The organism is Mesorhizobium sp. IMUNJ 23033 (assembly GCF_044778005.1).
Lineage (GTDB): Bacteria > Pseudomonadota > Alphaproteobacteria > Rhizobiales > Rhizobiaceae > Mesorhizobium > Mesorhizobium amorphae_A.
The window spans coordinates 269,790-282,305 of sequence record NZ_JBJACT010000005.1 but is presented as its reverse complement, the minus strand read 5'-3'; the positions used below and the strand labels follow the sequence as shown (position 1 = coordinate 282,305).

Genomic DNA, 12,516 nt, shown 5'->3' with positions numbered 1-12,516 from the left:
TTACTCCTCGGCAGGCTCGGATTTGTGCAGCACGCCGGCGGTCTCCTCGTTGAGTGCCTGGCCGGCACGCCGCGGCGGCGTCAGCGGCGCCGGAATTGGTGTGCCGATATTGCCTTTGAGGAAGCGTGCCCCGGCGCGAACGCCTTCGGCCAATTGCGTTTCGAAGCGGGCGGTATCACGGCGGCGGACATCCTCGATCACCTCGGCGACGTCGTCCGGATCGATCCCCAGCGCTTCCAAGGCGGAGCCGCCGAAGACAAGCGCCGATTCGAAGGTTTCACGCAGCTGGAAGTCGACGCCGGCACGAATGAGCTGCAGCGCGGTGCCGCGATCGAAGGCGCGCGCCAGCACCGTCAGGAGCGGAAACTCGGCCTTGATCAATTGCGCGATGCGCACGGCTGCCTCGGGTTTGTCGACGCAGATCAGCACCGCGCGTGCCCGGCCAGCGCCCGCCGCATGCAATATGTCCAGCCGCGTGCCGTCGCCGTAATAGACCTTGAAGCCGAAATCGGCCGCCGCCTGGATCATCTCGACCTCATTGTCGATGATCGACACGTCGATGCCGCGCAGCAGCAGCGGCTGGCTGGCGATCTGGCCGAAGCGGCCGAAGCCGATGACCAGCACGCTGCCCGAAAGGTCCGCGGCGACGTCGACCCCATCGAGCGACTGCTCGTCGCGCGGCGTGAGATAGCGCAGCGCGATAATGGCCAAAGGCGTCAGCACCATGGAGATGATGACGATCGCGGTCAGCGTCGCATTGGCACGGCTGTCGATGATGCCGACCGTCGCGGCGGCGGAATAGAGCACGAAGGCGAATTCGCCGCCCTGCGCCATGAACACGGCGCGTTCGAGCGCTTCGCGGTGGCCGCTCTTGAGCATGCGGGCGACCAGGTAGATGCCGAGCGCCTTCATCACCATGTAGGCGACGACGTAGATGGCGACGATTCGCCAGTTCGCGGCCACGACGTGCAGGTCGAGCGACATGCCGACGGCGAGGAAGAACAGGCCGAGCAGAATGCCACGGAACGGCTCGATGTCGGCCTCCAGCTGGTGGCGGAAGGTCGATTCGGACAGCAGCACACCGGCGAGGAACGCGCCCATCGCCATCGACAGGCCGGAGAGCTGCATGGCCAGAGCCGACCCCAGCACGACCAGCAGCGCGGCCGCCGTCATCACTTCGCGAGCCCGGGCATCCGCCAGGATGCGGAAGAACGGATTGAGCAGGTAACGACCCGCCACGACCAGCCCGATTATAGCGGCAAGGCCGATGCCGACTTCCGTCAGCCGTTGCGACAGGCTCATATCGGCGCCGCCCGGCACCAGGAAGGCGATCAACGCCAGCAGCGGCACGATCGCCAGATCTTCCAGCAGCAGGATGGAAACGATGCGCTGGCCCTTGGGGGTGGCCATTTCGCCGCGCTCTTCCAGCAATTGCATGACGATCGCCGTCGAGGTCAGCACGAAGCCCGCGCCGGCAACGAAGGATTGCGCGATCGGAAAGCCGCCGGCAAGGCCGACGCTGGTCAGCAACAAGGCGCAGACGCCGACCTGCAGGGCGCCGAGGCCGAATATCTCGCGGCGCAGGCCCCACAACCGTGACGGCTGCATCTCCAGCCCGATGATGAACAGGAACATGACGACGCCGAGTTCGGCGACATGAAGAATGGCTTCCGATTCGGAAAAGATGCGAAGTCCGAACGGCCCGATCACTACCCCGGCCGCGAGATAGCCGAGAATCGAGCCCAGCCCCATGCGTTTGAAGATCGGAACGGCCACCACGCCAGCGGCAAGCAGCGCCACCACCTGAATGAGTTCGCTGCCCGATGCTTCCGCCGCCATGCCTGCTCGTCCGTCTCCTGGAGGTTCCTCGCATATGCTGCGGAATCGAGACCAAGGATAGGGACTTCGGCCGGGATCGAACAGAGCGAATCGGCGCTGCGGCCTCGGCACTTGTTGCAGCCGCGTTACACAAGTTTACGCGGTATTCGCGTTGCGTGTCGCCACAATCAGCGGTTAAGGGACGCTCGGCTTCGGCCATTGGAGGGGAGCGACGATCAAGTCGCTGCCCTTTTTGAGGAGATGACTGACATGAAGAAGTTTTTGCTCGTTGCCGTGGGTGTTGCGGCGCTTGCCGGTTCGGCCTGCTCGAAGGCACCTGAGTGCACCGCCGAAATGGCGACCAAGAAGGCGCAGGACATGACGACCGCGCTGCAGGAGGCGATCACCAAGGATCCGTCCAAGGCAGCCGATCTGACGGCCAAGGTGCAGGCGGTGACGACCAAGTATCAGGGCGCCACGACGCTGGATGAGGCCTGCAAGGCCTATGACGAGCTGACGGCCACCATCAAGGGCTGATTGATCGTTCGGGAATTGAAGAAGGCGGTGGCCCGTGTGGGCCGCCGCCTCTTTCTTGCCCGCTACCGGGCCTCAGTTCGGCGCGATGGAGCCGACTTCGACCTCATCGACCCGCTTCAGGCTCATGCCGATGACCGGCACCAGCTGCTCGTCGACGCGCACCGCGACGGTCACCGTCATCGAGTTGTCGTCGGGAATGCGGGCCTGCATGACACCGCGCAGCTGTTTGCGGTTGATGGTGAAGACGACCTTGTGAGCGTCGACGACATTGCCGCCGATAATGTCGAGGCCTGACCCCGCGGCGCCGCCCATGAAGTTGCCCTTGTAGCCGTCCCGGCCCTTGCGCTCGACTGACGCCGACATTTTCTGGGTGAACATGCCGACCCGACATCCGCCGTCGAGCGTCATGCCGGTCTTGCCGTCAGGCGTCGAGCCGTTGAAACTGCAGGTGAATTTCGTGCCCTTGTACTTGCCAGCGACGATTTCGCCCGGGCCGACCCACTTGCCTTCCACCGATTGAAAGAATTGCTTGTCGGGTTCCGCGCCAAACGCCTTTTCAACGAGGCCGAAAGGGGCTGCAACCGCGACCGCGACAGGCAGGACGCTGGATAGAATTACGCTTTTCATCGACCACACCCGGCAACAAGGAAGCTGTTCTTGGAACACTTCCGACCATGAACAAGATTGGTTAATGCTTGGTGACTGCGGGGCGTCTCTTCACTTGCCGGAGGTCGATGTTTCACTTTCTTTCTTGGTTGCAAAGGATGTCAGCGCGGACAGGAAATCGCCCAGTCCCAGCCGCTTAGCGGCGATGAAGGGCAGGGGCCGCGCCGTCTCCATTGCTGCGATGCCGATCCGTGCCGTCATCATGCCGTTGACGACACCTTCGCCAAGCTTCGCCGAAAGGCGTGCGGCGAGGCCATGGCCGATGATCTGCTGGACAAAACTGTCGCCGACGGCGATCGAACCGGTGACCGCGAGATGGGCAAGAACGCTGCGCGCCAGCCGGAAGAAGCCCAGCGTGCCCGGCCGGCCACCGTAAAGTTCCGACAGGCGGCGAATGAGCCGCCCAGCCTCGAACACGACATAGGCGACATCGACGACGGCCCGCGGGCTGACCGCCGTCACCAGCGACACCCGCTTGGCCGCTTCGAGGATCATCACCTTGGCGCGCGCATCCAGCGGCCCGAGGATCTCGGTCTCGGCCAGCCGCACCAGATTGCCGCCGTCGATGATTTCACCGCGCAGCTCGGCCAGCGAGCGCCTGCCGGCCGCGGTTTCGGGTTTTGCCGCGACAAAGGCCGAAAGCTCGTCGACGACGGCCCTTGCGGCCTTCGGATCGTCGCGCGCCACGGCATCCAGCGACCGCTTCTGCAGTTTTTCGACCTCGGCGAGGCGGGCGATCGCCAGGAATTCGCGCGCGAGGATGACCATCAGCGCCAGCAGAGCGATCGCGGCCATTCCAGCGGCCAGCCAGCCCAGCCATTCGGCGCGCTCGAACAGGTCGCGAATGAGCTGGTCGGTCCACAGGCCGACGGCCAGCGAAACCAGGACACCCAGCGCGCCGAAGAACAGCCTGCCGAGCAGCGAACGCTTGCGCGGCGCGGTGGCAGGCGGCGGTTCGGCGGCGACGATGTCAGGTTCGTCGAAAACATCGATCTCGGCCGGCACGACGACAGCGACGCCAACCCCTGCGGCGCGCGGCTTGCGCGTCTGCGGCGGCTCGGCATGGGCACGGCGCGTTTCCCGCGCCTCCTGCTTTGGTTCGGGCTCAGCCTCGATGCGGAATGCCGCGGGTTTGCGGGGCGCTGTCATGCCAGGTGATCTCCGATCAGGAACTGCAAGGCGCGGTCGAGCCTGATATGCGGCAGCGAGAGCGTAACACCTTCTGCCGTGCGTTCGAGCTTTGGCGGACGAAAGCGCACGAAACGGATCGCCGGCCCGTTAGCATCAGGTTGCTGCGATCCGGAAACATCGAACACCGCATCAGCTTTCTCGGGTAAGTCACCGGGAAATATGGCAGTTTCGGCTTTCCCGTCGAATGTGTCGCCATTGATCCTTTCGCCCTTGAGTGGTGTGCCGATGATGACGGGCAGAGTTTCGCGGCCCTGCTTGACCGTGCCTTCGCGGGTCGCGCGCACGGCCCCCATGGCAACCACGTCGACATCGGCGCCGGTGAAATTCGCCCGTGTTACCGCCCGGTCGGCCAGCCGGCGCACGATCGCCTGCAGCCGGTCGTGGCTTTCGTGATGCAGATGGTCCGCCTTGGTCGCGGCAACCAGGATGCGGTCGATACGCCGCGAGAACAAGTCGGTGAGGAAATTGCCCCTGCCGGGCCTGAAGCAGGAGAGGATCTCGGTGACGGCGCGTTCCAGGTCGGCCATGGCTCCGGGGCCGGCATTCAGTGCCTGCATGGCGTCGATCAGGACGATTTGACGGTCGAGGCGCGTGATGTGCTCGCGGAAGAACGGTTTGACGACATGCGTCTTGTAGGCCTCGTAACGCCGCTCCATCATGGCTTGCAGTGACCCGGAACGCGGCCGCCGGTCGCCTAGCGCCAGCAAAGGCGAGAAAGTCAGCGCGGGCGAGCCCTCGAGGTCGCCCGGCATCAGGAAGCGGCCCGGCGGCAAGGTCGAAAGCGCCCGTTCGTCGAGTTTGCATGCCTTGAGATAGGCGGCAAAGCTCTCGGCCAGGCGGCGCGCCGTCATTTCATCGGCATCGGCGTTCGGATCGATCGTGGCGGCTAGCGCCCGCCAACCTTCCGAAAGGTCGGCGCGCACCGGCAGCGCCGCCATCGCCATTGCTTCGCGTGAAAAATCGGCGAAGGATTTGCCGAGCAAGGGCAGATCGAGCAGCCACTCCCCGGGGTAGTCGACGATGTCTAGCGACAATTTCCCGGCCGAAAACATGCGGTTCCAGCCGGAGGCTGATTCAAATTCGATGGTCAGCCGGAGCTCGGAGATGGCGCGCGTCGATTCGGGCCAGACGCGATCGTTGACCAGCGCCGCTATGTGATCCTCGTACTGGAAGCGGGGAACGGCATCGTCTGGCTGTTCCTCAAGGAACGCCCGGGCGATGCGCCCGGATTTCTGCGCCTCGAACAGCGGCAGGCGCCCGCCATGGATCAGATTGTGGACAAGGGCGGAGATAAACACCGTCTTGCCAGCGCGTGAAAGGCCGGTCACGCCCAGCCGCAGCGACGGGGAAAAGAGCCCGGCGGCCCGCCCTGAAAATGTATCGAGCGCAATCTTGGCTTCGTCGGAGAATGTGGTCAGCGATGATGCCAAAATGGGTCTCTCGGGCGCTTGTCACGCTCCGATATAGGCCTTGGACCCGTGGTTTGAAATGGCTCAGAGGTCGGCAGGCGTCAGAAAGGCTTCGAGATAGCCATTGCCTTGCGCGGCACTGGCAAGGGCGCCGGCGAAGCGCACGACAGCAAGACCGGATGTGGGAAAGCCGTGGTTCATCGTGCCGCGGGCGGCTTCTTCGCCGTCGCCCGAGACCGCCATCGCCAGATCCTCCGTCATCGGGTTGTGGCCGATGACCAGCAGCGGGCCGGGCCCGCCATTGTCGCGGATGAGGGTGAGGTAACCGGCGGCGTCCTCGCTGTATAAAGTGTCGAAGAACAGCACGCGGCCAGTGTCGGTTTGCCCGGCCAGACCTTCCAGCGTCTGGCGCGCCCGCATTGCGTTAGAGCAAAGGGTGATGTCGGGAACATAGTTGCGGACGCGCATGACCTCGCCCATCAATTCGGCATCGGCCATGCCGGCTGCATCTAGCGGACGATCGAAGTCACGGACGCCGGGCAGCGCCCACCCGGCCTTGGCATGCCTCAATAGGTACAGTCTGCTCACAGCTCCCTCACGCCACAAGACACCGGCCCGATTAGCCATCAGAACGGCCTGCTGCACAATGGCCGGCGCCACTCAAGCACAACAAATCATGTCAGAATTCGCTCACGTCCTTGAAGCAGAAGGGTTCCGCCATCAACTGCTAACATTTGCGTGACTCTATCGCCGATTGCGCTTGTGCAGGCTTCGGTCCGCGAATATATAGGCGCCAAATTTGGGGTTGTTGGGTGAGTCGCATGAACGACATCGTTACCGCCGATTACGTACCCTCCGAAGACGAGCCGTTCATGAACGAACGGCAGAAATCCTACTTTCGCCTAAAGCTCGTCACCTGGAAGAACGACATTCTGCGCGAAGCGCGCGAAACTCTCGAAATTCTGCAGCAGGAAAACGCCAACCATCCCGATCTCGCCGATCGTGCCTCGTCGGAAACCGACCGCGCTATCGAGCTTCGTGCCCGCGATCGCCAGCGCAAGCTCATTTCGAAGATCGATTCGGCGCTGCAGCGCATCGATGAAGGCACCTACGGCTATTGCGAAGAAACCGGCGAGCCCATCGCGCTGAAGCGGCTCGATGCACGCCCGATCGCGACCTTGTCGATCGAGGCACAGGAGCGTCACGAGCGCCGCGAGAAGGTCTATCGCGACGACTGACGCGAGCAAAACCGAGCAATTTCAAATTCATGGCCGGGTTTCCCGGCCATTTTTGTGCCTGGTTTGTCCTGTGCAATACCGGGAAAAGTGCAGAAAAACAAAGAGTAGAGCGCTTCAGCTCTAGCGTTTGTGGTTGGCCAGTTCGCCGAGAAGCTTCGTCATCTCGTCGTCGAGCGATTGCGGTGGCGCATTGGCCGCCGTTTTGCTCGCAGGCCTGGAATGCGAGTTGTCCAGCGAGACCTCGAGTTCCTGCATCAGCGTATCGTCGATGGATTCGTGCTTTGCCGGCGCCGGGGCGTGCCTGGCGGTGTTGGTGGTCGACCCATAGGCCGGAAGCGGCGTAACATTGCTCGCCTGATAGTTGGGCGCGGCCGGTTTCGGTGCCGGCGCCGGCGTGACCGGGCGGGGTCGGGCAGGGGCCGGAGCGGCCGCAACCGGCTGCGGTGGCGCTTGCTTTGCCGGTGCCGGGGCGGGCTGAACTGCGCGCGGCCGCGGTGCCTGGGCCTGCTGCTGGCCGCCATCTCCGGTCAGCGCCGGGCGGCGCGGTGCCGCCAGCCGGATGTCGCGTTCGACGACGACGTCGGTCGGGCCGCCGATCAGGAGCAGGTGCTCGATGTCGTCGCGGCGCACCAGCACAAGCCGGCGGTGGCTGTCGACGGCGGTGGCATCCATGACGGCGAGCCGCGTCTTGCGGTTCCTGCCGCCGGCGACGAATGTTCCGAACGTCAGGCTGCGGACAAGCTTGACGATGAGCAGAACGACGACGAGCAGAACCAGCGCCGCAAATGTCCACAGGATTGCGGCGACATATCCAGGACCCGCTACGCCATCCAGCCACTGCAGCATCGGTGCCCCCAATCGGCTTTTGAAGTGAGGCGACACTAGACTGTAGCGGCAGGCCACCGCAAGTTACCTTTCCGCTTCGTGAACAGCTTGAAACAGCAATGGCCGGACGGCGCCATTTTTATCTGACATTTGCGGCCGGGGCCTTTTCCGGAATAGGAGAATGTGATTCAACCGGGCAGCGCCGGTAGACCGGATTCACAAGCAGGGGGCACATGGCCAAGGAAACGCGCGGCGATTTCTATCCGGTACCTATCGTCGATCAGAACACGCGTCCGGGCGCCGTCACCCGGCTCATCATCTTCATTGCCGTCCTGACCGGCGCCGCGATCATCTTCGGGCTTTTCCGAGAGCGCCTTGGCGATCCCTTCCTGCTTGGAATGCTGGGCGTGCTGGCAATGATCGGCGTCGGCTTCCTGTTCGCCACCGCAATCGGCTTCGTTCAGGTCGCGCCCCGCTCGACCAGCGACGAGCTGTCGAAAGCCTTCGTCGATTCGATGTCGCAAGGCCTTCTGGTCACCGATACCAAAGGGCGTGTCGTCTACGCCAACCGCGCCTATGCCGACATGACGGGTGCTGCCTCGGCGACCGACCTCAAGACGGTCGAGGGGCTGCTTTCCGACGTTCCTGAGGCCTCGGTGACCATCTATCGTCTGGCATCGGGCCTGCGCGACGGCCAGCCTGGCGACGGCGAATTCCGGCTGGCGCAGTCAATCAAGCCCGGCGCCGAGCCAGGCGCGCGCTGGTACCGCGCCCGTGCCCGCACCTTCGCCGTGCCCGGCCAGCGCTTGCCCATGCTCGCTTGGCAACTCGCCGACATCTCGCAGGAGCGGGCCGAGCAGGAGCGCTTCTTCCTCGACCTGCAAAAGGCGATCGATCACCTCGACCATGCACCGGCCGGCTTCTTTTCGGCCGACCAGGAAGGCCGTGTCACCTATATCAACGCGACGCTCGCGGAATGGCTGGGCATCGACCTTGCCAGTTTCACGCCCGGCGCCGTCTCCCTGCCGGAGATCGTCGCCGGCGACGGCATGGCGCTGGTCCGCTCGGTCAAGGCCGATCCGGGCACCACACGCAACGCCGTCATCGATCTCGATCTGACGACGATGACCGGCGAGGCGCTGCCGGTGCGTTTCATGCACCGTGTTTCGGCGAGCCGCGAAGGCATCGGCAGTCCGACCCGCACCATCGTGCTGAACCGGACGCAAGGCGAGGATGCCTCCGCCGATCTTCGCGCCTCGGAGGTCCGCTTCACCCGGTTTTTCAATTCGACACCAATGGCGATCGCCGGCGTCGACGCCAGCGGCCGCATCCTGCGCACCAATGCGCCGTTCCTGTCGCTGTTTTCCTCCGTTGTCGACCGGGACGCTGTCGACCGCCGCGTGCGGCTCGACACGGTCATCCACGAGCGCGACCGGCCGGCATTTGCCGACGCCTTCGAAAAGGCGCGGCAACGACAGGCCGACATCGAGCCGATCGACACGTTGCTGCCCGGCAATGACGACCGCCACATCCGCTTCTACGTCAATGCGGTCGCCGACGGCACCGGCGGCGAGGGGGCCGAGGAATCGGCCATCGTCTATGCCGTCGAGACCACCGAGCAGAAGGCGCTCGAAGGCCAAATGGCGCAGAGCCAGAAGATGCAGGCAGTCGGCCAGCTCGCCGGCGGCATCGCGCACGACTTCAACAATGTGCTGACCGCCATCATCATGGCCTCCGACCTTCTGCTGACCAATCACCGGCCGTCGGATCCGTCCTTCCCCGACATCATGAACATCAAGCAGAACGCCAACCGCGCGGCGTCGCTGGTGCGGCAGCTTCTGGCCTTCTCGCGCAAGCAGACCTTGCGGCCGGAGGTGCTCAACCTCACCGACGTGCTTGCCGACCTCAGGATGTTGCTTGCCCGCCTGGTCGGCAACGACATCAAGCTGAAGGTCGACCATGGCCGCGACCTGTGGCCGGTCAAGGTCGATATCGGCCAGTTCGAACAGGTGGTGGTGAACCTCGCCGTCAACGCACGCGATGCGATGCCGGCCGGCGGCGACCTCACGGTGCGCACCCGCAACGTCACTGCGGAGGAATGCAAGACCTTCTCCTATCGCGAACTCACCCCGGCCGACTATGTGGTGGTCGAGGTCGAGGACACCGGCAGCGGCATCGCGCCCGATGTGCTGAAGAAGATATTCGAACCCTTCTTCACCACCAAGGAGGTCGGCAAGGGCACCGGTCTCGGCCTGTCGATGGTCTACGGCATTATCAAGCAGACCGGCGGCTTCATCTTCTGCGATTCAGAAGTCGGCAAGGGCTCAGTGTTCCGCATCTTCCTGCCGCGCCATATCGCCGAGGTCAGGACGGCAAGCGAGCCCGGCGAAGCGCCGGCGACCCCCGCCAAGGCGGCGGACACGGCCAAGGACTTGTCGGGTTCGGCCACCGTGCTGCTGGTCGAGGACGAGGATGCCGTGCGCATGGGCGGCATGCGGGCGCTGACGTCGCGCGGCTACACCGTCCACGAGGCCTCTTCGGGCGTCGAGGCGCTGGAGGTGTTCGAGGCGCTCGGCGGCAAGGTCGACATCGTCGTCTCCGACGTGGTGATGCCGGAAATGGACGGACCGACGCTGCTTGGCGAATTGCGCAAGCGCCAGCCGGACATCAAATTCGTCTTCGTCTCCGGCTATGCCGAGGACGCGTTCGCCAAAAACCTGCCGGCCGACGCGCATTTCGGCTTCCTGCCGAAGCCGTTCTCGCTCAAGCAACTGGCCACGATCGTCAAGGACGTGCTGGAATCCTAGAGCAATTCCAGGAAAAGTGCGAAGCGGTTTTCCATCCGGAATTGCGCAAAAAAATAGTCGCGTGCCCGCCCGAATGTGAACAAGCACACAGACGCCCGTTCCATGCCGTTTACAGGTGGCGGCGCCGGAGAACGAGCCGTCCGTTCATAACCAGTGAGGTCCGGCCACTGGAGCTTCGCAATAGGCGCTTGCGCATCGACGCCAGCCTGCCATGATTGCGGTGACAAACGCGGCGGGGAATTGGGGTAGATGCCGTGACGCCGCACAATGAGGCTGGCAGGGGCGATTATGCCGAAACGGTGCTGTTGCCGGGTGACCCGGAGCGCGCCGAATGGATGGCTGAGACTTTTCTGGAAGCGCCGCGCTGCGTCAACCGCCGCAGGGGCGCGCTTGGCTTCACCGGGCTGTTTCGAGGCAAGCCGGTCAGCATCCAGTCGACCGGCATCGGCGTCTCGTCTTTCCTGATCTACGCCCACGAGCTGCTGGATTTCCATGGTGTCAAAACGCTTATCCGCACCGGGACCTGCGGTGGCCTGAGCGAGGACGTGGCGCTGCGCAGCGTCGTCATTTCGAGTGCCGTCCACGCCGAGAGTGAGCGCAGCGGCCAGGTCTTCGAGCTGTACGAACGGGCAGGCCCCGATCCGGCGCTTCATGCGCTGGCGCTGCAAAGGGCCGCCTACCTCGGCATCGTCTGGAGCGCGGGGCTGACGGTCTGCAGCGACATATTCTATCACCCCGACGGGCGCGACCGCTTTGCCGAAGCACAGGCGCTTGGGGCAGTGGCGGTCGATATGGAAACCAGCGCGCTCTACCGCATTTCAGCCCATTTCGGCGCGCGTGCCCTGTCGCTGTTGAATGTGGTCGATCATGTCACCACCGGCGAGCAGACCGACTATTCCGAACGCCAGGCGCTTTTCACCGACATGACGCGGCTGGCGCTCGAGGTGGCGGTCGACAGCTAGGCGGCTTGCCGCTTCGGCGTCATCTGTTCTTCCGGCCGATGGCCTCGCAGATAAAGCGCGCAGGTGGTGCGCAGCTGAAGGACATCGAGACCTCGCCCTTCTTCCAGGCCGTATGCGGTGGCCTCGTCGTCAGCCTCTACAACCAGAAGGAGGTCTGGCCGATCTTCGGCTACGAGGGCGAATCCTATTCCAAGGGCGGCCACATCGCACGCGGTTTCGACGACATCGAGTGGCTCTGAGCCTCGTACGCCAGGCCGACTACATCGCCAACCAGATGTCGGAAAAAAGCATTTAGGCACTCGTCCCAATTGCCTGTTGGCGCGGAACATATCTGGCATGTTCCGCGCCTTTTTTTGACTGAGGCGGCAGGCCAGCGCCAGGCGTCGCCGCTCAGCTCTTGGTGCAGGTCGAAGCGGTGAAGGCGCCGTCGGGCTGCTTCATGATGATGTCGAAGGAAGGGCTGGTCTGGCCATCCAGGGTGGCTTGCGTCATCGAGATCGAATTGCCGCCGGTCGAGTAGCCACCGAGAGGGCCAAGCCAGCTGATCACGCCGTTGGCGTCCATCTGGTAATTGTAGGCTTGCGGCGCGGTCCCGAACGTCACAGGGCCGGTATAGACATTGCCCTTGATGGTGATGTCGCCGAGGTTGAGGAACAGGCCGAGCAGGTAGACCTCGCAATGATAGGTCCCGTCCGGCAGCTTGCCGTCGGTGAAGTCGGCGCGTGCGCTGCCCGAGCTGGCAGACAGAAGCAAGATGCTGAAAATACAAGTAATCCTGGATGCCATGGCGTCGCTCGCTTGAACGCCGACCTTGCCTCATTTCCATGCCGGGCCGCAACCGTCGATGCGCGTCGCCATGATGTCGCAGGCTCAAAATTTAGGCACTGGTCGAATTTGGGCAAAATCTAGGCACGTGTGCGCAATTTCTCCTCATTCGGGGTTTCGGTCGGTGCCATTCATGCTTGGCGTCTAATATAGTAACCGGCTGATAAGGCTGGGATATCCCGGCGTGACCGGCCTCGTTTCACAGTTTGGCATGGTGGTTGCATAGCTCTGTTGCGGT

11 protein-coding genes and 1 pseudogene are annotated in these 12,516 nt (G+C 63.7%); 5 read left to right on the top strand and 7 right to left on the bottom strand.

Going from position 1 to position 12,516, the window contains the following annotated elements; genetic code table 11:
* Positions 1-1,839, bottom strand: coding sequence for a monovalent cation:proton antiporter-2 (CPA2) family protein (locus ACFX5Q_RS08600; RefSeq protein WP_404277001.1), 1,839 nt, complete (start codon positions 1,837-1,839; stop codon positions 1-3).
* Between the two features lie 249 nt (positions 1,840-2,088).
* Between ACFX5Q_RS08600 and ACFX5Q_RS08595 the strand changes: the two genes are divergently transcribed.
* Positions 2,089-2,355: a hypothetical protein gene (locus tag ACFX5Q_RS08595; protein ID WP_006206106.1), complete on the top strand. Its 267-nt coding sequence runs from the start codon at positions 2,089-2,091 to the stop codon at positions 2,353-2,355.
* A 72-nt stretch (positions 2,356-2,427) separates the two neighbouring features.
* On the opposite strand, the gene ACFX5Q_RS08590 is transcribed toward ACFX5Q_RS08595, so the two are convergent.
* The 4 genes from ACFX5Q_RS08590 to ACFX5Q_RS08575 form a co-directional block, all read right to left on the bottom strand.
* Entirely contained in the window at positions 2,428-2,982 is a 555-nt protein-coding gene (locus ACFX5Q_RS08590; protein WP_404276999.1) for a hypothetical protein, read from the bottom strand.
* A 90-nt stretch (positions 2,983-3,072) separates the two neighbouring features.
* Positions 3,073-4,170: a YcjF family protein gene (locus tag ACFX5Q_RS08585; protein ID WP_404276997.1), complete on the bottom strand. Its 1,098-nt coding sequence runs from the start codon at positions 4,168-4,170 to the stop codon at positions 3,073-3,075.
* On the bottom strand, positions 4,167-5,642 hold the full coding sequence (locus ACFX5Q_RS08580; protein WP_404276995.1) for a YcjX family protein: 1,476 nt from the start codon (positions 5,640-5,642) through the stop codon (positions 4,167-4,169). The genes ACFX5Q_RS08585 and ACFX5Q_RS08580 overlap by 4 nt, the downstream gene beginning before the upstream one ends.
* 63 nt (positions 5,643-5,705) lie before the next feature.
* Entirely contained in the window at positions 5,706-6,209 is a 504-nt protein-coding gene (locus tag ACFX5Q_RS08575; protein WP_404276993.1) for a SixA phosphatase family protein, read from the bottom strand.
* A gap of 233 nt (positions 6,210-6,442) precedes the next feature.
* Here ACFX5Q_RS08575 and dksA point away from each other — a divergent pair, with 233 nt between their 5' ends.
* Positions 6,443-6,859, top strand: a complete 417-nt coding sequence (gene dksA / locus ACFX5Q_RS08570) for an RNA polymerase-binding protein DksA (protein WP_006202025.1) — start codon at positions 6,443-6,445, stop codon at positions 6,857-6,859.
* 120 nt (positions 6,860-6,979) lie between these two features.
* Here the strand turns inward: dksA and ACFX5Q_RS08565 are convergent, their stop codons facing one another.
* Positions 6,980-7,705 (bottom strand): hypothetical protein, encoded by a 726-nt coding sequence (locus tag ACFX5Q_RS08565; RefSeq protein ID WP_404276987.1) that lies wholly within the window; start codon positions 7,703-7,705, stop codon positions 6,980-6,982.
* A gap of 212 nt (positions 7,706-7,917) precedes the next feature.
* On the opposite strand from ACFX5Q_RS08565, the gene cckA reads away from it, so the two are divergent.
* The 3 genes and pseudogenes from cckA to ACFX5Q_RS08550 all read left to right on the top strand — a co-directional run.
* Positions 7,918-10,491 (top strand): cell cycle histidine kinase CckA, encoded by a 2,574-nt coding sequence (cckA, locus tag ACFX5Q_RS08560; protein WP_404276985.1) that lies wholly within the window; start codon positions 7,918-7,920, stop codon positions 10,489-10,491.
* Between the two features lie 254 nt (positions 10,492-10,745).
* The gene (locus tag ACFX5Q_RS08555) at positions 10,746-11,453 is read left to right on the top strand and encodes a DeoD-type purine-nucleoside phosphorylase (RefSeq protein WP_404276983.1); all 708 of its coding nucleotides are present in this window, start codon (positions 10,746-10,748) and stop codon (positions 11,451-11,453) included.
* Positions 11,454-11,521: 68 nt separating this feature from the next.
* Positions 11,522-11,692: pseudogene (locus tag ACFX5Q_RS08550) on the top strand (gluconate 2-dehydrogenase subunit 3 family protein); the annotation flags it as partial.
* Between the two features lie 151 nt (positions 11,693-11,843).
* Here ACFX5Q_RS08550 and ACFX5Q_RS08545 read toward each other — a convergent pair.
* The gene (locus tag ACFX5Q_RS08545; RefSeq protein WP_404276981.1) at positions 11,844-12,239 is read right to left on the bottom strand and encodes a hypothetical protein; all 396 of its coding nucleotides are present in this window, start codon (positions 12,237-12,239) and stop codon (positions 11,844-11,846) included.
* Positions 12,240-12,516: the final 277 nt, after the last annotated feature.

Coding starts and splice junctions, on each gene's coding strand:
- ACFX5Q_RS08595 (WP_006206106.1), top strand. CDS start 2,089: ATGAAGAAGTTTTTGCTCGTTGCCGTGGGTGTTGCGGCGCTTGCCGGT.
- ACFX5Q_RS08600 (WP_404277001.1), bottom strand. CDS start 1,839: ATGGCGGCGGAAGCATCGGGCAGCGAACTCATTCAGGTGGTGGCGCTG.
- ACFX5Q_RS08545 (WP_404276981.1), bottom strand. CDS start 12,239: ATGGCATCCAGGATTACTTGTATTTTCAGCATCTTGCTTCTGTCTGCC.
- ACFX5Q_RS08590 (WP_404276999.1), bottom strand. CDS start 2,982: ATGAAAAGCGTAATTCTATCCAGCGTCCTGCCTGTCGCGGTCGCGGTT.
- ACFX5Q_RS08585 (WP_404276997.1), bottom strand. CDS start 4,170: ATGACAGCGCCCCGCAAACCCGCGGCATTCCGCATCGAGGCTGAGCCC.
- ACFX5Q_RS08565 (WP_404276987.1), bottom strand. CDS start 7,705: ATGCTGCAGTGGCTGGATGGCGTAGCGGGTCCTGGATATGTCGCCGCA.
- cckA (WP_404276985.1), top strand. CDS start 7,918: ATGGCCAAGGAAACGCGCGGCGATTTCTATCCGGTACCTATCGTCGAT.
- dksA (WP_006202025.1), top strand. CDS start 6,443: ATGAACGACATCGTTACCGCCGATTACGTACCCTCCGAAGACGAGCCG.